The organism is Candidatus Zixiibacteriota bacterium (assembly GCA_019038695.1).
Classification (GTDB): Bacteria; Zixibacteria; MSB-5A5; order GN15; family FEB-12; genus B120-G9.
In genome coordinates this window covers 45995-68605 of record JAHOYZ010000004.1, presented here as the reverse complement: position 1 = coordinate 68605, position 22611 = coordinate 45995, and the positions used below count along the sequence as shown (strand labels likewise).

General features: G+C 49.9%; 20 protein-coding genes and 1 tRNA gene. 17 read left to right on the top strand and 4 right to left on the bottom strand.

Features of this window, described 5'->3' with window-relative positions; all coding sequences use genetic code 11:
- On the top strand, nt 1–272 hold a 272-nt coding region (locus KOO62_01370), incomplete at its 5' end, for a hypothetical protein (GenBank protein MBU8932633.1).
- Nucleotides 273–736: 464 nt separating this feature from the next.
- Here the strand turns inward: KOO62_01370 and KOO62_01365 are convergent.
- Nucleotides 737–1375: a hypothetical protein gene (locus tag KOO62_01365; GenBank protein MBU8932632.1), complete on the bottom strand. Its 639-nt coding sequence runs from the start codon at nt 1373–1375 to the stop codon at nt 737–739.
- Between the two features lie 516 nt (nt 1376–1891).
- Here KOO62_01365 and proS point away from each other — a divergent pair.
- A complete protein-coding gene (gene proS / locus KOO62_01360; protein MBU8932631.1) occupies nt 1892–3412 on the top strand; it encodes a proline--tRNA ligase in 1521 nt (506 codons plus the stop codon).
- A gap of 57 nt (nt 3413–3469) precedes the next feature.
- On the top strand, nt 3470–4408 hold the full coding sequence (locus KOO62_01355) for a methyltransferase domain-containing protein (GenBank protein MBU8932630.1): 939 nt from the start codon (nt 3470–3472) through the stop codon (nt 4406–4408).
- 77 nt (nt 4409–4485) lie between these two features.
- Here KOO62_01355 and KOO62_01350 read toward each other — a convergent pair whose 3' ends face one another.
- Together KOO62_01350 and KOO62_01345 are read right to left on the bottom strand one after the other, a co-directional pair.
- Nucleotides 4486–6180, bottom strand: coding sequence for a glutamine--tRNA ligase/YqeY domain fusion protein (locus KOO62_01350; protein MBU8932629.1), 1695 nt, complete (start codon nt 6178–6180; stop codon nt 4486–4488).
- 237 nt (nt 6181–6417) lie between these two features.
- Nucleotides 6418–6496: transfer RNA gene (locus tag KOO62_01345), tRNA-Gln, on the bottom strand.
- Between KOO62_01345 and KOO62_01340 the strand changes: the two genes are divergently transcribed.
- Nucleotides 6493–7032, top strand: a complete 540-nt coding sequence (locus KOO62_01340) for a class I SAM-dependent methyltransferase (protein MBU8932628.1) — start codon at nt 6493–6495, stop codon at nt 7030–7032. The genes KOO62_01345 and KOO62_01340 overlap by 4 nt on opposite strands.
- Nucleotides 7033–7052: 20 nt before the next feature.
- On the opposite strand, the gene KOO62_01335 is transcribed toward KOO62_01340, so the two are convergent.
- On the bottom strand, nt 7053–7589 hold the full coding sequence (locus KOO62_01335) for a DUF523 domain-containing protein (protein ID MBU8932627.1): 537 nt from the start codon (nt 7587–7589) through the stop codon (nt 7053–7055).
- 319 nt (nt 7590–7908) lie between these two features.
- On the opposite strand from KOO62_01335, the gene KOO62_01330 reads away from it, so the two are divergent.
- From KOO62_01330 to KOO62_01270, 13 genes are all read left to right on the top strand, one after another.
- Nucleotides 7909–9183, top strand: a complete 1275-nt coding sequence (locus KOO62_01330; protein ID MBU8932626.1) for a CoB--CoM heterodisulfide reductase iron-sulfur subunit A family protein — start codon at nt 7909–7911, stop codon at nt 9181–9183.
- Nucleotides 9184–9186: 3 nt separating this feature from the next.
- Nucleotides 9187–11430, top strand: a complete 2244-nt coding sequence (locus KOO62_01325; GenBank protein ID MBU8932625.1) for a hydrogenase iron-sulfur subunit — start codon at nt 9187–9189, stop codon at nt 11428–11430.
- A gap of 480 nt (nt 11431–11910) precedes the next feature.
- Nucleotides 11911–13095, top strand: a complete 1185-nt coding sequence (gene dsrA / locus KOO62_01320) for a dissimilatory-type sulfite reductase subunit alpha (protein ID MBU8932624.1) — start codon at nt 11911–11913, stop codon at nt 13093–13095.
- A 59-nt stretch (nt 13096–13154) separates the two neighbouring features.
- Complete coding sequence (dsrB, locus tag KOO62_01315; GenBank protein ID MBU8932623.1) at nt 13155–14234, top strand: dissimilatory-type sulfite reductase subunit beta; 1080 nt, start codon at nt 13155–13157, stop codon at nt 14232–14234.
- 11 nt (nt 14235–14245) lie between these two features.
- Nucleotides 14246–14491 (top strand): hypothetical protein, encoded by a 246-nt coding sequence (locus KOO62_01310; GenBank protein ID MBU8932622.1) that lies wholly within the window; start codon nt 14246–14248, stop codon nt 14489–14491.
- A 25-nt stretch (nt 14492–14516) separates the two neighbouring features.
- The gene (gene cobB / locus KOO62_01305) at nt 14517–15974 is read left to right on the top strand and encodes a hydrogenobyrinic acid a,c-diamide synthase (glutamine-hydrolyzing) (protein ID MBU8932621.1); all 1458 of its coding nucleotides are present in this window, start codon (nt 14517–14519) and stop codon (nt 15972–15974) included.
- 110 nt (nt 15975–16084) lie between these two features.
- Nucleotides 16085–17764: an FAD-dependent oxidoreductase gene (locus KOO62_01300; protein ID MBU8932620.1), complete on the top strand. Its 1680-nt coding sequence runs from the start codon at nt 16085–16087 to the stop codon at nt 17762–17764.
- 61 nt (nt 17765–17825) lie between these two features.
- Nucleotides 17826–18143, top strand: coding sequence for a TusE/DsrC/DsvC family sulfur relay protein (locus tag KOO62_01295; protein ID MBU8932619.1), 318 nt, complete (start codon nt 17826–17828; stop codon nt 18141–18143).
- Nucleotides 18144–18248: 105 nt separating this feature from the next.
- On the top strand, nt 18249–18809 hold the full coding sequence (locus KOO62_01290) for an RsbRD N-terminal domain-containing protein (protein ID MBU8932618.1): 561 nt from the start codon (nt 18249–18251) through the stop codon (nt 18807–18809).
- A gap of 6 nt (nt 18810–18815) precedes the next feature.
- Nucleotides 18816–19808: a sulfate reduction electron transfer complex DsrMKJOP subunit DsrM gene (dsrM, locus tag KOO62_01285; protein MBU8932617.1), complete on the top strand. Its 993-nt coding sequence runs from the start codon at nt 18816–18818 to the stop codon at nt 19806–19808.
- Nucleotides 19809–19810: 2 nt separating this feature from the next.
- Nucleotides 19811–21430, top strand: coding sequence for a (Fe-S)-binding protein (locus KOO62_01280; GenBank protein ID MBU8932616.1), 1620 nt, complete (start codon nt 19811–19813; stop codon nt 21428–21430).
- Nucleotides 21423–21806: a sulfate reduction electron transfer complex DsrMKJOP subunit DsrJ gene (gene dsrJ, locus KOO62_01275; protein ID MBU8932615.1), complete on the top strand. Its 384-nt coding sequence runs from the start codon at nt 21423–21425 to the stop codon at nt 21804–21806. The genes KOO62_01280 and dsrJ overlap by 8 nt, the downstream gene beginning before the upstream one ends.
- Entirely contained in the window at nt 21806–22606 is an 801-nt protein-coding gene (locus KOO62_01270) for a 4Fe-4S dicluster domain-containing protein (protein MBU8932614.1), read from the top strand. Before dsrJ ends, KOO62_01270 begins: the two co-directional genes overlap by 1 nt.
- The last annotated feature ends 5 nt before the right edge of the window (nt 22607–22611 follow it).

The window sequence follows — 22611 nt, the reverse complement described above, 5'->3', positions numbered from 1 at the left end:
ATAACTCACCATCCATAGTCTACAGATTCACAGTTGACTCCGGCTGCTGCAACGGTGACGGTTTGCGCGGCAATGTCGACTACGAATTACCCGATGAAATCAACATCGCAGACTTGACCTATCTGGTCTCTTATTTATTCACTGGCGGTCCAGAGCCGCCATGCGTAGAGGAAAGTGACATAGACGGCAATGGCGAGATCAATATCGCTGACCTGACCTATTTGGTTTCGTACTTGTTCACCGGTGGTCCACCACCGATAGTGTGTCCGTAGCACGATTTCTAAACGTTAGCTTGTAAATCACGCTACTGAATTCTCGACTACCCAGTTGCGATATTCGTATAGTCAACCTTGTGTGAATTCAAGAGACCGTAACCACATTGGTATCTAAGTGCGAACGTGCCGCAGTTTTAAATAGTCCACTATGGCCAACTTCTCTTTGTCTAACTTCTTTCAATTACAAGAGTTGTCATAACCTGAATTGGTTGTTTGAGACGTTTTGTGACAAATGACCATTGAAAAGAACCAGAGATGGTAACTTTGTACATCCGAAACGGCCAGTATTATGTCAATTATTCAGTAAATGACAAACTGTGTCGTTTTAGTCTAATACGGACAAGTTGTATCCAGACTAGCGAAGCTCACTTGCAATTGCTGTAATGTAAGGTAGCCTACTGACGGGTCAGATCGGTTGGGAAGTTATACTTGTGAAGTGCCTGACTTAACACCGCCAGTGTTCATGGACACCAGGTAAGATAGTCTCCACCACCAAACAAATACAGTACCATGAGCGAAAGATCTGCAATGTTGACTTGATCGTCGAGGCTGCCATCCACATTGGCCTCGGAAACACAAATGCAATCAGTCGTGTTGTTCCTGAACAAGTAGGCTACCAGCGCTACCAAATCACCCAGTGTAATTTCGTCCTCAGGGTCACAATCAATATTCCCAGCCATCCCGCTACAAACGTCCTCCGAGGTGGTCCGGGAAATTACATTTGATATTGGCGACCAGTTGAGATTTTCGTCCGCCGTTTTGATTGCGAAGTAATATTTGGTCATAGATTCAAGACCGGAAACAGTTAAAAACTGAGTTGTTCCCGATGGTAGGGGATGGTCAGGATCATCCACCTGGGTGGCATTGTCAAAGTTGGCCTGGTTTATCGGCTGTGTGCTATATCGGATATCATACAAGTCAGCCTGACCAACTGTCCCATCATCACCCGGGGCTGTCCATTGTAAGGTCACGCAGTGGGGTCCGGGAGAGGCCATGATGGCTCCAGAAACAGCGAGAACTGCAGAGCAGATTATCACCATTCGGATTGCGCGGTAAACCCCGGAACTCCGCGCCGATGAATCTTTAAAAATTAACTTCATTTGCCTAGAACTAATATCTCCTTGCCAATAATCTTTACAATACAGTCTGGTCAATTTGGACCTAAGAATGTAATCGCAGACACACAAATCGATAATCGCAGAGTACCGGTCTGACTCTGTTGATAATTGAGGCCAAGGATACTACCTAAGGTACTGTTTGGCAAGGTCGAATACCGAGATAAGCCAGGAATTGTTAAGGCTGGGTGTTTATCAAAGAATACGACACTTAAAGTGAATAAGACTAAACTGATAGAAAGGAGGCGGCGGGCTTGCCATTCTGGTCTCAAAGTAACAGTGGCTCAGATTTAATGTTGCCTTTCTGAATCGTTTGAGGATGTAGAAGGTTTATTGACTTCACAAAGTGAAATATTCTTAATTGTGAATAGATGCGAAAGAATGTATAGTCCTACTGATAGGTATTAGCATGTACCAGTCTGGAATACTAGCAGGTTACGCATATTGGTAATGAGCAGGTTTCCGGCATGACGGCTTGAACCAGCAACGAAAGAAGATTACGTGAGTAAGAAGCAGCAGAACGCGATATCCCCGACTAGAAACGAAAACTATCCGGAGTGGTACCAGCAAGTAATCAAGGCCGCCGAGATGGCTGAAATGTCATCTGTTCGAGGGTGCATGGTTATCAGGCCGTGGGGCTTCGGCATTTGGGAACAACTCAAGAACGATCTGGATCGACGTATACGCGAGACTGGTCATGAAAACGCTTATTTCCCGCTGTTTATCCCGCTTAGTTTTCTTGAGAAAGAAGCAGGTCACGTTGAGGGTTTTGCCAAGGAATGCGCGATTGTCACGCATCACAGACTGGTGGAGAAGGACGGAGCGCTTGTTCCTACTGGCAAGCTGGAAGAACCGTTGGTGGTTCGTCCGACATCTGAGACGATTATCGGACGGTCATTTGCCAAGTGGATTCAGTCCTATCGGGATTTGCCGTTGCTGATAAATCAGTGGGCCAATGTTGTCAGGTGGGAGATGCGCCCCCGGATTTTCCTGCGTACGACCGAGTTTCTGTGGCAGGAAGGGCACACCGCTCATGCCAATGAAATAGAAGCTATCGAAGAAACAGAACGAATGCTCGAAGTGTACCGTAGTTTTGCCGAAGAGACTCTTGCCATACCAGTCATCGTCGGAGAGAAGACCGAGGCCGAACGATTCCCCGGGGCTACAAGTACATACTGTATAGAAGCAATGATGCAGGATCATAAGGCGTTGCAAGCGGGTACATCTCATTATCTGGGGCAGAATTTCTCAACCGCATTCAGTATTGAGTTTGCCAATGTAGATGGTGACCTTGAACATGCCTATACTACTTCCTGGGGTGTCTCCAGCCGTATGATCGGAGCGGTCATAATGGTGCATTCCGACGACGATGGGCTGTGTCTGCCCCCGAAGATAGCCCCCAGTCATGTCGCGATTATTCCCGTGCTCAACAAGCCGGAACTGGCTGAGCAGATATTGGCTTACTGTCGTGAGATCGCGGAAAATCTCGGACAGTTGAGTTTTGACGGTCAACCGGTCAGAGTTAAACTCGATGAGCGCGACATCCGGCCAGTAGACAAAAAATGGCAATGGATCAAACGTGGTGTTCCTATTCGACTGGAAGTAGGACCGCGTGATATGGAGTCCAATTCGGCTTTTATGGGCCGACGCGACAAGGGAGTCAAAGAGGCCGTTGGCGTTAACAAGTCAGAGTTGGCCGAAGTAGTTGGTCGGACCCTGGGGGAGATACAGCAGAACCTCTTCAATCGCGCCAAGGCAGTTCTTGACGACAACATCAACCGTGACCTTGTCGACTTCGCAGCGTTCACCGACTACTTCACACCTAAGAATGACGTGAAGCCAGAAATCCATGGCGGCTTTGCCTGGTGTAAGTGGTGCGGAAGCGCAGAATGCGAAAGCAAGGCGGCTGAGATGAAAGTCACTATCCGTTGTCTGCCGCTTGAACAGTCCGGTAGTGAGGGTAAGTGTATTATCTGTGGTGGTGCCGCCAAGACTGACGCCGTGTTTGCCAAGTCGTATTGAGTTAGAATTGAATCGTAGGAATATCATTTAACCCCGATATTGGCTGGAGGTTAAACTGTGAATTCACAGGACAAGAAGATCGACTGGTCGGACAAGTGTTTCAGAGAGATGCTTGTATACCAGCGGAAATCAGCCATACACAAGCACGGTCGAGATCGCATTGCCGGTTTCTATGGATTGCGCCCCGGTATGACGGTGCTGGATGTCGGTTGTGGGCTTGGATTCCTGGGTCGCAATTACTGGGGATTTTTCGGTGAAGGGGGACACTATATTGGAGTAGATGTGTCGCCCGATCTTCTGGAGCAAGCGCGCAAGGGATCGAGCGAGTGGGCTGATGGAGGGGAAGCTAGCTTCACTGCCGGTGATGTATATAGTCTGCCATTTGCTGATAACACCATCGATGCTGTGATGTGTCAGACGCTCCTGATGCATCTGAAGGATCCGGAGCAAGCTCTACGGGAGATGATTCGCGTCGTCAAACCAGGTGGCGTAGTGATCTGCCAGGAACCGGATAACCTGACCCCTCAACTCAAGAAGCGGCATTGGTCACTTCCGGATGACAGTATCGAGGATTTGCTATTGAGGACCAAGGTTGCGGTATTGTGCAACAAGGGTCGTATCAAACTCGGTTTAGGCGATGACAGCATAGGTCCCAGAGTGTATCTCATGATGCGGCAATTGGGTTTGACCACTGTAGATGTAACCACTACTGAATACGTTCCTCATCTCTATCCTCCCTACACCGACAAGCAGGAGAAGGTTCAGTTGGAGATGATTCAGAAGCAGGTGCTCGACGATGAACGAAGCGAAACACTGAGAGAGCGATGGCGCAGGGATTTCATGGCCGGGGGAGGAACGCCTGAGGAATGGGCGCGTTACTGCACGTATGGCGACAAACTCATCGCACAAATGAGAGAACAGATCAACGATGAGTGTTACTTCTATTGCGGGGCATATCCCCAATACTATACCAAGGGCATCAAGCCCAGGAATTGATGGCCGCTCATACTGACCGCCATAGTCGTTTTCTCAGCAGATAATCGAATCCCTCGTGACGTTTAACCTCTGGCGAGTTACTTCTTCTGCGCCTTCTCAATCCGTGCCCAGGTGTCGCGCAATGTGACAGTACGATTGAAGACAGGCTTTCCCGGAGTTGAGTCCACAGTATCCACACAGAAATATCCACGTCGCTCGAACTGGTAGCGGCTCCCCGGTTTAGCATCGACGAGGCCTGGTTCCACTAGCGCTGTGATTATTTCCAACGAGTCAGGATTAAGATTATCTTTGAAGTCTTCGCCCTCGCTGACAGCCATCGGGTTCTCTTTCGTGAATAGCCGATCATACAAACGGGTCTTAGCTTCAATGGCATGGGAAGCTGACACCCAGTGAATAGTACCTTTTACTTTGCGGCCGTCGGGGGAATCACCACCGCGAGTTGCCGGATCGTAAGTGCAGTGGACTTCGGCAATCTCGCCAGTTTGATCGTCCTTGACGAAATCTGTACAGGTAATGAAAAACCCGTAGCGCAGTCGAACTTCACGTCCGGGAGACAGACGGAAATATTTCTTTGGCGGGTCCTCGCGGAAGTCTTCACGTTCAATATACAATTCGCGCGAGAACGGAATCTTGCGTGTTCCGGCAGATGCGTCTTCAGGGTTATTGATGGCATCTAACTGCTCGGTCTGATCTTCGGGGTAGTTGTCAATGACGACCTTGAGGGGATTGAGGACGCCCATCACTCGAAGTGAATGTTTGTTGAGGTCTTCGCGGATGGCAAATTCCAAATCGGCTACTGCCACTATGCTGTCGCGTTTGGCAATACCTATCCTGTCCATGAAGTTGCGGATTGCCTCGGGAGTGTAGCCACGTCGTCGTAAACCGGACAGAGTAGGCATCCGGGGATCATCCCACCCGGTAACATGAGCACCCTCGACCAGTTCGCGGAGCTTACGTTTGCTCAACACTGTATAGCTGAGGTTCAGCCGTGCGAACTCAATTTGTTGCGGATGATGTATACCGAGTTGTTCAACGCACCAATCATATAGCGGACGGTGATCCTCGAAATCAAGATCACACAATGAATGCGTGATGCCTTCGATGGAATCCGATTGCCCATGCGCCCAGTCATACATGGGATAGATGCACCATTTGTCGCCAGTGCGATGATGATGAGCATGGAGGACACGGTAGATGACCGGGTCGCGCATATTCAGATTCCCCGCAGACATATCGATTTTCGCCCGTAGCACACGGGTGCCATCTTCGAATTCTCCGGCCCGCATTCGTTCGAACAGGTCGATGTTCTCTTCGACGGGGCGATTACGATAAGGGCTATCCTTGCCCGGTTCGGTCAGAGTGCCGCGATATTTCCTGATCTCGTCAGCCGATAGGTCGTCGACATACGCTTTGCCAGACTTAATTAGCTTCAAGGCGAACTCATAGAGCTGATCAAAGTAATCTGAGGCATAGAAAAGGCGATCGTCCCAGTCAAATCCCAACCAACGAATATCTTCCATGATAGCATCGACGTATTCAGTTTCCTCACGAGTCGGATTTGTATCGTCGAAACGGAGGTTACATAGACCACCATAGTCGGTGGCGACACCGAAGTTCAGGCAGATCGATTTGCCGTGACCGATGTGAAGGTAGCCGTTTGGTTCCGGGGGAAAACGAGTATGAACGCGGCTGTCGTTCTTGTTGTTGGCCAGGTCCTGATCGATTATGTCGCGGATGAAATTGGTCGGTTTGATCGGTTCGTCTGGGGACATGTTGTTCTCTTGTCTCTTCCTGTTTTGAGTAGGTCGAAACCGTCTTCGGTTTCGACAGTATTGTTTGGAAAGTACGGGAGTCAACATTGTATGACAAGGTCTTTGTTGACCGGTTGCTTCCCTTAAATACATATTGGCGAGGATATGGATTTGAATGAATCGAGGTCTGGACCGGAAAGGTCGGAATAAATGTCTAAGTATGATCGACAGAAGATAGGCGAGATGTTCGATGGCCAGAGCACCGACCGGGATCGAACCGGCGAACCAGGACAGGCATCAGAGGACAGCGTTCTCTACCGTGTAGGTAAACTGGTGCTGAGTGAGTTGTCGCTTGGTAAGGAGGATATCCTCCTTGACGTTGGGACCGGATGTGGTGAATGGGCTTTGGCGGCTGCGGCGCGCTGTCGGCGGGTAATCGGTCTCGACATAAGCTCCAGTAGTTTGGATCATGCGCGAGTGAGGGCGGACAAGTTAGGACTGGCTAATGTGATCTTTGCTCTCGGTTCGTTTGAGGAACCACAGGCACACATAGATCTGAGTAGCCATCGGATCAATCGGATGGCGGCGGTATATGCCCTGCATCATCTCCCGGACGACCTCAAAGCAAGAAGCATCAAAGGTCTGGCATCTCTGTTAACTCGCCCCGGACGGATGGTTGTCGGTGATCTGATGTTCTTCGAAGATCCTGCATTGCATACGGCCGCTTTCGAGGAAGTAGACTACGATGGGGGCGAGACAGACTTTCCCTGCAAAGCGGATTTCCTGACGGATCTATTTCAGAATCTTGGAGCTGAGGTCGTGGTCCGTCGAGTGCATCCGCTGGTGGGAGTGGTTACCGCCTGGTTCGTGTAGGCGTCGTAGCGCGGAGCCCTTCAGCGGTTCCGAGAGTCTGCCTGTTGACGGTGATATGCTAGGACGTGCGTCATGAAACTCTCACGCTTGTGATCATCATCGAGGTCTATGGCGTGAATGACTGGAAGCTGGGGATACCGACGCATCAGCTCGGCGGCAAAAATACCGGTTCCTTTGCGAACAATGCGACCCGATTTGAGGATGATCTTCTCACCGCGAATAGCGCAGCTTGGGGATTTGTCTTTGAAGATGAAGGCACTGAAGTGCTTTATGTCTTTTTTTTGAAGCCTGATTGATGCTGACTGCCTGAGTTTGTCGGTCAGGTCGGTTTCGGATTCACGGCCGATGGCTCGTGGATTTCCAATTTCTCCGATGAGATCAATCGGTTCACGGGGAACACTCAGCCCGGCATCAAGTTCGGGGCAAATCGGCAGCAGTTTGACTCGCTGTGCGAGCCTATTTGCTATCCATTCATGCCGCCTGTGTTCACCGTCGTAGCGAACTTTGTGTCCCAGGAGACAGGCACTAACGGCTATGACGATCTTGTCCTCACTCATCAATTAGAGTATACGAAACAAAGATGAATTACGCACTAATTATGGACACGGAGGGTGGTCGATTCAAACATGTTTGGACCGGGAGTATCGTAGGCTGGAAAGCGTGACCGGTTGAGCGAGTCCAGCAGACTTAATAGCTTGACAAGTTGACTCGCAGCAAGTTATTTCAAAGGCAAATTTGTCGGGCAACCTTCGATTGTGGTCCGACTACGAAGAGGTTTGTGTATTATTGCTTGTTAATTATTTCACAAGCCGACATAGTTTGAAGCATAATTGAGAATGCCTGCACCTTTGGGGTCAGGTCTATAAGGAGAGTAGTATGGCCGAATACGAACCGGTCCAGGATGAGATCAAGGCTGATACCTTAGTCGTTGGCGGTGGAATTGCCGGCATGACGACGGCTATCGAAACGGCCGAGGTTCAGAAACATGTGATCCTCGCAGAACGACTGCCATCACTTGGTGGACGGGTAGCCGCGATGAACCAGTATTTCCCTAAGCTATGTCCGCCGACTTGCGGCATTGAGATCAATCTTAAGAGAATACGGGTCAGTCCTTACATCCGGGTGCTCACGCTTGCCGAGGTGACTGATGTTTCGGGTAAGCCGGGCGACTACACGGTGACGATGACACTCAATCCACGTTTTGTGAATGATCGCTGTACCTGTTGCGATAAGTGCGCTGAAGTGTGCGAAATTGAGCGCGTCGATGATTTCAATTATGGCATGAAGAAGACAAAAGCGGTCTATCTGCCGCACCTGATGTCTTACCCGCCACACTACGTTGTTGATCCGGAGTTTGCCGGTGACGAACGGATGAAGAAATGTGCCGAGGCCTGCGAATACGACGCTATCGAGCTTGAAATGAAACCTCGCACGGTAACGATTAAGGTCGGAGCTGTTGTCTGGGCGACTGGATGGAAACCTTACGATGCATCCAAGATAGATAATCTGGGATATGGTAAGTACGACAACATTGTCACCAACTTGATGATGGAGCGGTTGGCTTCCAAGACTGGCCCGACGGACGGTAAGGTTGTTCGCCCTTCAGATCAGGGTGAGATTAAAAGTATTGGATTCGTTCAGTGTGCTGGTTCACGTGATGAGAACCACCTGCCGTATTGTTCGGCGGTGTGTTGTCTGGCTTCGATGAAGCAGGCTACCTATATCCGCGAGCAGTATCCTGAAGCCGACGTACACTTGTTCTATATTGATGTTCGCTCTCCAGGCCGTCTTGAGGATTTCTATGTCAAGAGCCAGGAAGATGAGAAACTGCATTTCCATCGCGGCAAGGTTGGTGCTATTACTGAGAACCCGGCCAACAAGAATGTCATTCTGGAAGCTGAGAATACATTGACCGGTGAGATAACAAAGACAGAGGTAGATATGGCTGTCCTGGCAGTGGGTATGGTGCCCAATACTGCTGATGACAAGCCGCCTCTGGACACAGTCCAGGATGAGTTTGGCTTCATTGTTCCTAGCAACCAGGGGGTAATTGGGGCCGGGACTGTCCATCGTCCTTTCGAGGTTTCGGCCTCAATACAGGATGCCACCGGAGCTGCGCTTAAGGCCATCATAGCCGGGGGGAGGAAGTAAGTCATGGATACGAAGATTGGCATCTATATTTGCAAGGGCTGCGAGATTGGCAAATCCCTCGATTGCGACAAGTTGGTAGAAGAGAATGCTTCCAAAGTCGTGGTCTGTAAAACTCATGATATCCTTTGCACGCCGGAAGGCATAAAGTGTATCAAAGACGATATCAAAGCCGAAGGTCTCAACCGAGTTATTGTAGCTGCGTGCTCGGCCCGTGTTTTCCCAGAGATGTTCCAGTTTGGTGGCGATATCCTCACCGACCGCGTTCCTATTCGCGAGTATGTGACTTATACGCACGAGCCAAATGATGAAGACACGCAAACGATGGCGGAGGACTATATCGCCATGGGGATCGCCCGTGTTGAGACTACTGAAGTTCCTGAACCTCATATTGAGGAAACGAGCAAAGATATTCTGGTCGTTGGTGGTGGCATGACCGGCATGACAGCGGCCAATGCTGCTGCTGATGCAGGCTACAAGGTTCATCTCGTGGAAAAAGAAGCCGAGCTTGGTGGTTGGGCCAGGAAGTTCACTAAGGGTTTTCCCAAACAGCCGCCCTATGATCAGCCGGTTACTATTGGGTGCGAAGAATTGGTTAAGGCTGTTACGTCGAGTGAGAATATTACTATTCACACCTCAACAACTATTGAGAAGACGGCGGGCCAGCCAGGCCAGTTTGACGTAACGATGAACAACGGTTCCCAGGAAACGCATCGGGTGGGTGCTATTATTCTGTCCAGTGGCTGGAAACCGTATGAGACGGATAAACTCAGCAACTGGGGTTATGGCGTTTCTCCTGATGTGGTTACCAATATCGAGTTAGAAGAGATGGTAAGCAACGGCAGCATCAAGCGCCCGTCTACCGGCAAGGATGTTGAGAGCGTTGTATTTTTGCAGTGTGCCGGTTCGCGCGATCAGGAACATTTGCCATACTGTTCGGCGGTTTGCTGTCGAGTATCACTGAAGCAGGTCAAGTATGTACGTGAGCAGTATCCCAACGCCAAGGTGTTCGTGGTATACAAAGATGTTCGGTCGCCGCAACAGTTCGAGATGTTCTATGCTGCGGTGCAGGATGATGATGCGGTGTTTTTCACCAAAGGCGAATTGGAATCTGTTTCCAAGGGTGATGACGGTAAATTGAATGTCGAAGTGTCCGAGACTCTACTCGGTGAGGATATCAGTATCAATGCCGACATGGTTGTTCTCGCTACCGGTATGGTTCCTACCACCAAGGTCGAGGACGAAGGTGCTGAGGATGCGGATGGCACAGAAAACGCAGTCGAGGAAGCTACTCCTGAAGGCGAAACGAGTGATGGCAAGAAGGAAGCTGCCGGTGCAGAAAAGGGTGCTCGCATTCTAAATCTAACCTACCGCCAGGGTACCGATCTGCCAACCCTCAAATATGGTTTCCCTGATTCGCATTTTGTCTGTTTCCCGTATGAAACTCGTCGCACTGGTATCTACGCCGCGGGTGCAGTTCGTGTGCCGATGGACTTTGCCAGCGCTACTAATGATGCGTACGGCGCGACCATGAAGGCTATCCAGGCCGTTGAGTCCTGCGCCAGAGGCGTCGCAGTACATCCCCGCTCAGGTGATGCCGGATTCCCTGATTTCTTTTTCCAGAGATGCACTCAGTGTAAGCGTTGTACTGAGGAATGCCCGTTTGGAACGTTGGATGAGGATGATAAGGGGACACCCAAGCCAAACCCATTCCGTTGTCGTCGCTGTGGTGTTTGTCTCGGTGCTTGTCCTGAGCGTATCGTGTCGTTCAAGGATTTCAACATCAACATGGTCTCGCAGATGATCAAGTCGATTTCTATGCCCGATGAGTTCGACGAGAAACCGCGTATACTTGTTTTTATCTGCGAAAACGATGCTCTGCCGGCGATTGATATGTCGGCTCTGAAGCGTCAGAAATACAATGCCATGTTACGGATCATACCAATCCGTTGCTTGGGATCGATGAGCACGGTTTGGATCAGTGATGCTCTGGCCAGCGGATTCGATGGTGTGATTCTTATTGGCTGTAAGAAGGGTGACGATTATCAGTGTCACTTTGTAAAAGGCTCAGAACTGGCCTCTTATCGTATGGAGAATGTACGTGATAAGCTCAAGCAACTTGTGCTTGAAGAAGAGAGGGTTGAAGTTCATGAGCTATCCATCTCGGATTTCGACAAGATTCCGGGTATTTTCGATGACTTCCTGGAGGTAATGGAAACAGTCGGACCTAACCCGTATAAGGACTTGTAGCAGTCAGATTCGATGTTACTACAGAACCCTCCGCATTAGCGGAGGGTTTTTTTTGATTTTACCACCACCGTAATCTTGGGATTTCACAAGATTACCGGTTCTTTGGTTGAAATATCATTTAGTGAAAATGTAAGATAGTGGTTTGAACATAGCGGCATACGGTTATAAGTAGTTGTTATGTAATTATATATGTTCACTATCTGGGGTTTTCTTGATCAAGAGTAGCATTCTTGAGAGAACAAGAGTTAATGAAATATTTCACAATTATTCCTTGACTAAGGCTGGCAAAATCGTTAATGTTTTCCTTGAAATAGTAGGAAAGATAACCGTTTTGGTATGGTTTTTGTAGCTTGAGGCCAATCAACTTTATAGAGTCGAGGCGTGTTCTGAGTTTCGGAAACTACATTAAGATAATTAAGCACATAACATAAAACGAGTTAAGGCTGGGATTGTCTATACCAGCAAAGATGAGGAGTTACAATGGCTGACACACTACCGAAAACCCCCATGCTTGATGAATTGGAGACGGGGGCTTGGCCAAGCTTCGTTAAGGAGATCAAGACGGCGGCTAAGCGTAGCCCCATGTCTCGCGATCTTCTGGGTCAGTTGGAACAATCATATCGCGAAGGAATCGGCCACTGGAAACACGGCGGTATCGTCGGTGTGATGGGCTATGGCGGCGGCGTTATTGGTCGTTATTCGGACCTTCCCGAAGAATGGCCTGGCGTTTCCCACTTCCATACCATGCGTATTAACCAACCGGCTGGTTGGTATTACACCTCAGAAGCTCTCCGTCAGATCTGTGACATCTGGGAGAAGCGTGGTTCTGGTATGACCAATATGCACGGCTCAACCGGTGACATAATCCTGCTGGGTACAACGACGGACCAGCTGGAACCGATATTTGACGATCTTCAGAAGATCAACTTCGATATTGGTGGTTCGGGATCAGATGTTCGTACTCCCAGTTGTTGCCTTGGTCAATCGCGCTGCGAGTGGGCCTGCTACGACACAATGGCTCTCACGCATGACCTCACCATGACTTATCAGGACGAAATGCACCGTCCGCCATTCCCATATAAGTTCAAGTTCAAGATGTCCGGTTGTCCGAATGACTGTGTGGCTTCGATTGCTCGTGCCGACTTGTCCATTATCGGTACCTGGCGCGATGACATCCAGATGGATCAGGCGGCCGTAAAGGAATACATCGATGGTGGGCTTGATGTAGTCAACGATGTGATTGTCAACTGTCCCGGCAAGTGCATGAGGCTTGATGGTGACAAACTGAGTATTGACAATGAGTTCTGTGTTCGTTGCATGCATTGTATTAACGTGATGCCGAAGGCTCTGCGTCCTGGTAAGGACCGTGGTGCTACGATTCTTCTAGGCTCGAAGGCTCCGATTGTCGAGGGCGCTTTGCTATCGTCCGTGATGATTCCGTTTATGAAGATGGAAGCACCTTACGAGGATCTTAAGGAACTCGTAGAGGCTATCTGGGATATTTGGGGAGATGAAGGTAAGAACCGTGAACGCGTTGGTGAGTTCATTCAGCGTGTAGGCATGGGTAATTTCCTCGAAGCAATCGGTTTAGAACCGACTCCTGAGATGGTTGCTCATCCGCGTGAAAATCCTTATGTGTTCTACGGCGAAGACGAAGGCGAGTAAGATGCTGACTCTTCTAGTGTTGTTTGATGAAAGAAACTATTACAAAATAGAGGTCTAACATGGCAGAGACACATGAACGGCGGACAGACTATGGCCCGCCACATTACGAGCAATTCTTGCCGCCAATCATTAAAGAAAACTACGGCAAGTGGAAATATCATGAGATCATCAAAGGCGGAGTCATGGTTCATGTCTCCGAAAGTGGTGCAAAACTTTACACGGTCCGGGCAGCCTCGGGTCGTCTGATCTCGGTCGATAAGATTCGGATATACTGTGACCTTGCTGACAAATACTGTGGTGGCCATCTGCGCTTCACCAGTCGTCACAATGTCGAGTTCCTGATAACAGATGAGAAGAATATCGATCCGATCATCGCCGACCTGGCCGCGTTGGGTCATCCGGTTGGTGGTATTGGTAAGTCGATTACGTCGATTGTCCATACCCAGGGTTGGGTTCATTGTCACTCCGCCGCAACTGATGCCTCTGGTATCGTCAAGGCTGTGATGGACGACCTGATCGAGTATTTTACGGAAGAGAAATTGCCGGCCAAGCTGCGTATCGCTCTGGCCTGTTGCCTTAATATGTGCGGTGCTGTGCACTGTTCGGATATCGCCATTCTTGGTATTCATACTCATGCACCTGTCACCAATCACTCAATGCTTAAGAAGCAGTGTGAGATTCCCAGTGTAGTAGCTTCCTGCCCGACCAATGCAATCCGTCCCGCTACTGTGGACGGCCATCAGTCGGTCGAGGTTATCGAAGAGAACTGCATGTTCTGTGCGAACTGCTTCACAGTGTGTCCGTCGATGCCATTGAATGATCCAAAAACTGATGGTATTTCCATCTGGGTCGGTGGCAAGGTTTCGAATGCTCGGCACGAACCGATGTTCTCGAAGCTCGCTATTCCGTTCCTTCCCAATAATCCACCGCGCTGGCCGGAAGTTACAATCGCTATTCGGAAGTTGGTGGAGCTGTGGGCAGCGAACGCTCGTCCGTATGAACGTATGGGTGAGTGGATTGAACGCATTGGCTGGCCGAAGTTCTTCAAGATGTCCGGTATCCCGTTTGAGAAGACACATATTGATGACTTCAAACATGCCGGTCTGACATTTAAGCGGTCAACCCACCTAACCTTCTAAGAGGTAGTATTATGAAGACCGTTGATGAAATTGCAGATGCCATGTTCAAAATGGTCAGTGACGCTCAAGGTCTGAAGAAACTGAAACCGATGGATCTGAGAAAAGCGATGATTCAGTTATTCGGTGAAGATGAGTGCGACAAGAAGCTCTGCAAAGAAGCTATCAAATCGCTGGTTAATTCAGGTCGCGTGGTCTATACCTATTTTGGTGGAAGCTACCTGGAACTACCACATAGGGAAGGGGCAGCCAACGACTGATCCGCTTCTTTGAAGGCTGGCTTCCATGAGTGTGAAAGTTCCGCGTTTGATAATCGCCGGTTTGTCCGGCGATTCCGGCAAAACAATTGTTAGCCTTAGTCTCCTGGCGGCCCTTGGCCGCCGGGGGCAGGCTATCAGTGTGTTCAAGAAAGGGCCGGATTATATCGATGCCGCCTGGCTATCGTTTGCGGCGGGGTGTGCCTGTCGCAATCTCGACACCTACATGGTGAGCGAGGAAGAGGTCCGCAACTCGTTTGTGAGTCACACTCAATCGAATGCGATCGCTGTAGTTGAAGGCAATCGAGGTCTTTTCGACGGCAAAGATACTACCGGCACCCACAGCACAGCCGAGTTGGCTAAGTTGCTGGATGCTCCGGTGGTTTTAGTCATCGATGCTACCAAAGTGACTCGAACCGTAGCCGCCATGATAAATGGCTGTCGTGATTTTGACTCCCGAGTGAACATCACCGGGGTTGTTCTTAACCGCGTGGCCGGCAAGCGGCATCAGCGGGTTCTCACTGATTCAATAGAACAGTATTGTGGAATCCCGGTCCTGGGATGCATTCCCAAGATGGAAGAAAAGGCTCGCCTTATTCCGGGTCGTCATCTTGGGCTGGTTACACCCGCTGAGTATGATGCGGATTCGAGTCTGACCGATCGGCTGGTTGAGATTGCCGAGCGTTATCTGGACGTTGATGCCTTAACTGAGATAGCCATGACGGCTGCACCGTTGGAGAGTCCATCAGAGGTCAAGGAAGTCAAGACGTCCAGACAGGTTCGGATCGGAGTGTTCAGGGATTCGGTATTTACTTTCTATTATCCTGAGAACCTGGAAGCTCTCGAGTCATGTGGTGCTGAGTTGGTTCCAATTTCTTCGCTGGTTGATCATGAGCTACCGGATATTGATGGACTGTATATTGGTGGTGGTTTTCCCGAAACGCATGCCGAACGACTGACAGCCAATCGATCGTTGATGCAATCGGTTCGCAAAGCGGCGTTGGGAGGGCTTCCTGTCTACGCGGAATGCGGTGGTCTGATATATCTCTGCCGGTCGCTTATGTGGCGGAAGCAGACGTATCCGATGGCTGGTGTTTTCGATATTGATTTAGAGATGCACGAAAAGCCGTTCGGACATGGCTATACTGAATTGCTGATTGACCGTGCTAATCCCTTTTTTAACATTGGTGCGGTTCTCAAGGGACATGAATTTCACTACACTGGCCCCGATTCAGCACTCAAGGCAGATGCGGGTTGTGCCGCGATGACAAGAGGCTCCGGACTTGGGAATAGTCGTGATGGCCTGATGGTGAAGAACACACTCGCGCTCTATACGCACCTTCACGCTCTTGGTGTGAAGGACTGGGCGCGGGCTATGGTATCACGCGCATCGGAACGTCACCGGGTGAATGACTCGGAGACAAAACGAACTCCTGCGGAGGATGATAGGCGAACGAAAAAGGTCAGAATAGCTGCCGGTATTTAGAATTGAAATTGATTTGAAGTTCGATTCCTTAAGCGAGGTCGGACCAAAAGTTTTATAAGGGTGGATTTAGCCCTGGCGAATATGGAAACATTAAGAGAAAGAGTTGCAGCATGGGTCTACTGAAGAAGAAGAAAACACTGCGTACCAGAAGCGTTGGGACCGGTGGTGGAAGTACGCTAGAGAGTGATCTTCGACCGTATTTCGTAGAGAAACGGCCGCCGTGCACAAGCAACTGTCCGAATCATAATCCGATCAGAAGAGCTCTGATGAACATTTCCAAGGGCGAAGATTATGAAAAATCAAGTGACCAGGCGCTAACTGAATCCTGGCACATGTGGATGGAGAAGAACCCGTTCCCATCGGTATGCGGACGCGTCTGCCCGCATCCGTGTGAGACGGATTGTAACCGCACCAAGTTAGAAGGTGCGGTTTCGATAAATGCTTTTGAACGCTTCCTGGGTGATTACGGACTGAAGAACAAGCTGGTACCTAAGAAGGTCACCGAGGAAACTCGCTCGGAGAAAATTGCTGTGATCGGTTCCGGTCCGGCCGGAATGACGGCCGCTTATCACCTCGCCCGACGCGGCTACCCGGTGACTGTCTTTGAGGCTTTCCCCAAGGCTGGTGGAATGCTTCGCTACGGTATTCCAGATTATCGTTTGCCAATCGACATCCTCGATGCAGAGATTGATCGCATCTGCGATATGGGTGTGGAGCTAAAGCTCAACACCATGATCGGTAACGACGTCAAGTACACCGATCTGCAAAAAGATTATAAGGCTATCTTTGTTGGCCTTGGTGCTCACAAAGGATATTTACTTCGGGTTGAGGGTGAGGACGCCAAGAATGTATTCACCGGGACTGACTTTCTGCACCGTGCCAATAACGGCGAGACCATTGATGTCGGAGATCACGTCGTCGTAATCGGCGGTGGTGATACAGCCGTTGATGCTGCGCGTGTTTCGCGTCGTCTCGGCGCTGAAGTAACGATTCTCTATCGTCGCACCCGTGAAGAAATGCCCGCCATTGATCCCGAAATTGACGGGGCGATTGAAGAGGGCATAAAGATTCACTACCTGGCCGCCCCGATTGAGATTAATAAGGATGGCGACAAGGCTGTTGGCATGAAGTGTCAACGCATGGAGCTGGGTGAGCCGGATGCTTCAGGGCGTCGTCGTCCGGTGCCAATAGAGGGCGACACATTCGATTTGGAAATGTCTACCTTGATAGCGGCTATTTCTCAGGCCCCCGACTTCACCGGTTTCGAGGACTTCATTGAAGGTCGTGACTGGATCAAGGTCGATGACAAGTTCAAGACCAAGATTGATGGTGTGTATTCCGGTGGAGATAATGTCAATCTGGATATCGCTGTTACGGCGATAGCTCACGGTCGTTTTGCTGCCGAATCTATCCATGAGATGATCACCGGTGAGGCTACTGTTGATCCCGCGGACGGTCAGAAGTTGATCACGTCCGAGGGAATGGCGATGGCCTACTATGAAGCGAAAGACAGGGTCAAGATCGGTGAGATGGCTCCTGATGAACGGCTCAAAACAATGGATGCTGAGATTGTCACCACTCTCACCGTAGAAGAGGCGACAGCAGAATCCAAGCGGTGCTTGAGTTGTGGCCGGTGTTTTGACTGCGGTACATGCTGGAGCTATTGCGGGGATAATGCCATAGTCAAGCCTCTGGTGAAGGGAGATCCATATACGGCGAAGATGGAATTCTGCAAGGGCTGCAAGAAGTGTGGAGAAGCCTGCCCGTGCGGATTTATTGATTTACGATAGGAATTCTAAAGGAAACAACAGATAGATTCACAATAATTGTTTGTCGTCAGGAGGTTTTTCGATGGCTACATTTGAATGGGAAGAAGTCAAAATTGAAGTTGATGAAGATGGCTTCATGGAGAATCCGGAAGAGTGGAATGAGCGTATTGCTCTCGCTTTAGCCAGTACTGAAGGTGTTGGCGATTTGACGGAAGAACACTGGAAACTGGTCAACTACCTCAGAGACTACTGGCAGAAATTCGGTATTGCACCGATGATCCGCAAGCTCTGTAAAGAAACCGGCTTCCCGTTGAAGAAGGTTTATGAGCTCTTTCCGTCGGGTCCCGCCAAGGGTGCCTGTAAGGTTGCCGGTTTAGCCAAACCGACCGGATGTGTGTAAGTTTGTTGACGACGTGAGGTCTCTGGAGGTTTAACCTCCGGGGACCCTCGTTCTATTGTTCTTGTGCAATCGCACGGTTCTAGTCGTGCTTGGGAAACTAACGAGATGTTGTCAGAACTGCTGGCTAATGAGAAGACATCAATTCTGGAGCACTGGGTGCGGTTGATCGTGGAGACCTACCCCGTCCAGAGCAAACGCTTTCTTGTCGAACAGTCTAATCGCTTCAGCAATCCGGTTGGACATACTGTTTCTACCGAGGCTGGAGTTCTTCTTGATTGTATCTTGACCGACAATTTCTCCGATCAGGTTGAAAAATCACTGAACAATATCGTACGCATTAGAACCGTACAGGAGTTTACTGCCTCCGAAGCGGTCGGTTTTGTCTTTTCGCTCAAACGAGCGATCCGCGAAACGATTGCCGGATGTGGTTGGGAAACGACTAAACCGGAGGAGCTTTCTGAACTGGATGATCGTATAGACCGTCTGGTTCTTCTGGCCTTTGACCAATATATGAAGTGCAGGGACCAGATGAGTGAAATCCGAGTCAACGAAATCAAACGCCGTTTCCAGTACATGCCAGGTTCGCGCAAATTAAGCAGTCCCCATCAGCAGGAGGAACATGATACAAATGATCCCGCTTCGGATAAACAGTCTTCGGGGAGGTAGGTGCCGATGAATGCCGTTATTGCCTTTTTCGTCGTACTGGCCCTGGTAGTCGTTGCCTGGCTTGGTGTCGGAACGGCAGATCTACGCTTTCTTTTTGGTGTAATTCTGCCGTATGCCGGCCTGGGTCTTTTCGTAGTTGGCATCGTCTATCGCATCTTACACTGGGCCGCATCGCCGGTTCCTTTCCGGATACCGACGAGTTGCGGGCAGCAGAAAAGTCTGCCCTGGATCAAATCAGCCAAGCTCGACAACCCCCACAGTTTTCTTGGGACGGTTGGTCGAATGGCGCTTGAAGTGCTCTGTTTCCGATCCCTTATGCGCAACACGAGCAGTGAGCTTCGCGAGGGACCGAAGATTGGATACGGCCCGAACCTGTGGCTATGGGTGGCCGGGTTGGCTTTCCACTGGTCGTTTTTGGTCATCCTGATCAGACATTTTAGGTATTTCACCGAGCCGGTACCGGCTGTGATTGCTATCGTTGGGGAGTTGGACGGCTTCTTTCAAGTTGGGCTACCCATCCTGTATCTAACTGATATATTTGTTGTTGGTGCTCTGACGTACCTTTTCTTGCGTCGGGTTTTTATTCCGCAGATGCGCACGATCTCGTTGGTGGCCGACTATCTTGCATTATTCCTATTGCTTGGCATCACCACAACCGGGGTTCTGTTACGGTATTTCACCAAAACTGACATCGTTGCCGTTAAGGAACTCGCCATGGGGCTGATGAGTTTCAACCCGGTCATACCGGACGGAATTGGTGTCATGTTCTTTATCCATCTATTCCTGGTTAGTTGTCTGTTGGCGTATTTCCCGATCTCCAAGCTCATGCACATGGGCGGTGTGTTTCTTAGTCCAACACGCAATCTTGCCAATAACAACCGTGTTCGTCGACACATCAATCCCTGGAATCCGAAAGTCAAGCTTCACACATATGAAGAGTACGAGGATGAATTCCGGGATGTCATGAAGGAAGCCGGGCTTCCTCTGGAGAAGGAGTAGCTATGGCTGACAAAGTTATCCCACCAGAAGAACTGGCAAAAGTAGATTACAATCCTGGCTCCAGGGATTGGATGGACCCAACAGTAGAGTTCCGCAGGGGGATCTACAACTATGGGGCTGTTCCGGCCAGTACCGCTTATCTGGGTCAGCCGTTTTCGAAGAAATGGCAGCCTATTGATGACGACTGGCAGTTACCTGACAACTGGGAGGAAATCATTCGCAACGGTTTCAAGGAACGCCTCGACAAATACCGTTCCCTGAAGGTGTTTATGGACATATGTGTGCGTTGCGGAGCCTGCGCCGACAAGTGCCATTTCTATATCGGTTCCGGTGATCCCAAGAATATGCCGGTTTTGCGCGCCGAATTGATGCGCTCGATTTATCGCAACGATTTCACAACGGTTGGTAAGATCTTTGGCAAACTGGCTGGAGGAAGAAAACTCACAAAGGATGTTATTAAGGAGTGGTTCTCCTACTTCTACCAGTGTACCGAGTGTCGCCGTTGTAGTGTTTTCTGTCCTTACGGAATCGACACGGCTGAGATCACGATGATGGGCCGGGAATTGTTGAATCTGTTGGGTCTGGACATCGACTGGATTTCTACCCCGGCCGCCAACTGTTTTCGCACCGGCAATCACCTGGGTATCCAGCCGCATGGATTCAAGGACAGCGTTGATTTTGCGGTTGATGATCTCGAAGAGATCGTTGGCGTCCGTGTCGACGCTCCTGTGAATAAAAAGGGCGCGGAGATACTGTTTGTGGTGCCATCGGCTGACTACTTTGGCGATCCGCACTACTTCGGTTTTCTTGGCTATATGTCGTTGTTCCATGAGATAGGGTTGGATTATACCTTTAGCACCTTTGCTTCCGAGGGAGGCAATTTTGGTTTGTTTCACTCATCCGACATGATGAAGCGTCTCAACTCAAAGATTTACATGGAAGCCAAACGTCTTGGTGTTAAGTGGATCATTGGCGCTGAGTGTGGTCATATGTGGCGTGTGTTACACCAGTACATGGACACCATGAACGGTCCGGCCGATTTTCTCGAAGCGCCAGTGTCGCCGATCACGGGGACTCGTTTCGAGAATGCCTCTTCGACTAAGATGGTTCATATCGCAGAGTTTACGGCTGATCTTATCAAGCACAAGAAGATCAAACTCGACAAGAGCCGTAATGACAATGTTCGGGCGACATTCCATGACTCGTGCAATCCGGCGCGAGCTATGGGGTTACTCGATGAACCCCGTTATGTTATGAATGCAGTCTGCAACAATTTCTTCGAGATGCCGGACAACACTATCCGAGAGCAGACTTTCTGCTGTGGTAGTGGGTCAGGAGTTGGCACCGACGAGAATTTTGAGATGCGTATGCGTGGCGGCCTGCCACGGGCTAACGCTGTCAAGTATGTTCAGGAGAAACATGATGTGAACATGCTGGCTTGCATCTGTGCTATCGACAAGGCTACGTTGCCACCGTTGTTGGAGTACTGGGTGCCTGGCGTTGAAGTTTGCGCGCTTCACGAACTCGTAGGCAATGCATTGGTTATGAAAGATGAGAAGAAACGCACCACTGATTTGCGACAGGAACCTCTGCCCGGAATGGAGGTAACTGAGGATGAATGACAAAGGACTGATAATTGTCGGGCTGGTTGTTTTTCTGGCTCTAGTTGCTTTTCCGGTGTGGTACAACGTTGCTGAAGGGCAAGCCGATTATGTACCTGAATTGGAGATTCCGGTTGGGGTGCAGGAATGCGTGATGGAGACAGAATACATGAAGGCCAATCACATGGACCTGCTAAACGATTGGCGTGATTGTGTGGTTCGCGACGGTGAGCGTATGACGGTCGATCAAAATGGCCACGAGGTGGAGATGAGTCTCACTCGCACCTGTCTCGGTTGTCACACCAACAAGGAAGCCTTTTGTAATCGGTGCCATGACTATCTTGGTATCGAGCCGTACTGTTGGGGCTGTCATGTCGATCCAAAGGAGGTGCAGTGATGGGTATTGATCGACGGAAATTCATCAAAGCCTCCGGGCTGGCTGCCCTGGGTTTAGTAAGCGCTGCCCCGGTCAGGCTGTTTGGTCAACACGATTCGAACATGGTTGATACAACTACACCTGCATCACCACCAAGTGATGGCAAGCCTCTGGTCGGTAATCGCTGGGCTATGATTGTAGACCTCAAGAAGTGTCTGCACGAAGAAGGTTGTACCGATTGTGTCGCGGCTTGCCATTTGACGCACAACGTACCGAAGTTCGATAACCCAAAGGATGAGATCAAGTGGATCTGGAAAGAGGGCTTTCACGGAGCGTTCCATGAACTGGGTCACAAACATCTTGAGGAACATATTCTGCATAGCCATGTGCCGGTGATGTGTAATCACTGCGACAGTCCACCATGTGTCAAAGTCTGTCCAACTCAGGCGACCTGGAAACGGGAGCAGGATGGTATTGTAATGATGGACTGGCATCGTTGTATCGGTTGCCGCTACTGTATGGCCGCTTGTCCGTATGGCTCGCGAAGCTTTAACTGGCGCGATCCACGGCCACATATTGATAAGATTGATCCCAATTTCCCAACTCGTGAGCGTGGCGTAGTCGAGAAGTGTACCTTCTGCGATGAACGTCTGGCGGTTGGCAAGCTTCCCTCATGTGTGGAGGCGTGCAAAGCGAAAGCTCTTGTCTTTGGTGATCTTGAGGATGCTGAGTCCGAAGTTCGTGCTCTGCTGGCCGAGCATTACACCATCCGGCGTAAGCCTGGCCTTGGAACCAACCCCGAAATCTACTATATAGTGTGAGGAAC

Bases quoted from the DNA above. Each gene is read 5' to 3' on its own strand.
- KOO62_01365 (MBU8932632.1), bottom strand. From the start codon at position 1,375: ATGAAGTTAATTTTTAAAGATTCATCGGCGCGGAGTTCCGGGGTTTAC.
- dsrM (MBU8932617.1), top strand. From the start codon at position 18,816: ATGAATGCCGTTATTGCCTTTTTCGTCGTACTGGCCCTGGTAGTCGTT.
- cobB (MBU8932621.1), top strand. From the start codon at position 14,517: ATGAGTGTGAAAGTTCCGCGTTTGATAATCGCCGGTTTGTCCGGCGAT.
- KOO62_01280 (MBU8932616.1), top strand. From the start codon at position 19,811: ATGGCTGACAAAGTTATCCCACCAGAAGAACTGGCAAAAGTAGATTAC.
- KOO62_01270 (MBU8932614.1), top strand. From the start codon at position 21,806: ATGGGTATTGATCGACGGAAATTCATCAAAGCCTCCGGGCTGGCTGCC.
- KOO62_01295 (MBU8932619.1), top strand. From the start codon at position 17,826: ATGGCTACATTTGAATGGGAAGAAGTCAAAATTGAAGTTGATGAAGAT.
- KOO62_01310 (MBU8932622.1), top strand. From the start codon at position 14,246: ATGAAGACCGTTGATGAAATTGCAGATGCCATGTTCAAAATGGTCAGT.
- KOO62_01330 (MBU8932626.1), top strand. From the start codon at position 7,909: ATGGCCGAATACGAACCGGTCCAGGATGAGATCAAGGCTGATACCTTA.
- KOO62_01325 (MBU8932625.1), top strand. From the start codon at position 9,187: ATGGATACGAAGATTGGCATCTATATTTGCAAGGGCTGCGAGATTGGC.
- dsrA (MBU8932624.1), top strand. From the start codon at position 11,911: ATGGCTGACACACTACCGAAAACCCCCATGCTTGATGAATTGGAGACG.
- dsrB (MBU8932623.1), top strand. From the start codon at position 13,155: ATGGCAGAGACACATGAACGGCGGACAGACTATGGCCCGCCACATTAC.
- KOO62_01290 (MBU8932618.1), top strand. From the start codon at position 18,249: ATGTTGTCAGAACTGCTGGCTAATGAGAAGACATCAATTCTGGAGCAC.
- KOO62_01300 (MBU8932620.1), top strand. From the start codon at position 16,085: ATGGGTCTACTGAAGAAGAAGAAAACACTGCGTACCAGAAGCGTTGGG.
- dsrJ (MBU8932615.1), top strand. From the start codon at position 21,423: ATGAATGACAAAGGACTGATAATTGTCGGGCTGGTTGTTTTTCTGGCT.
- KOO62_01335 (MBU8932627.1), bottom strand. From the start codon at position 7,589: ATGAGTGAGGACAAGATCGTCATAGCCGTTAGTGCCTGTCTCCTGGGA.
- KOO62_01350 (MBU8932629.1), bottom strand. From the start codon at position 6,180: ATGTCCCCAGACGAACCGATCAAACCGACCAATTTCATCCGCGACATA.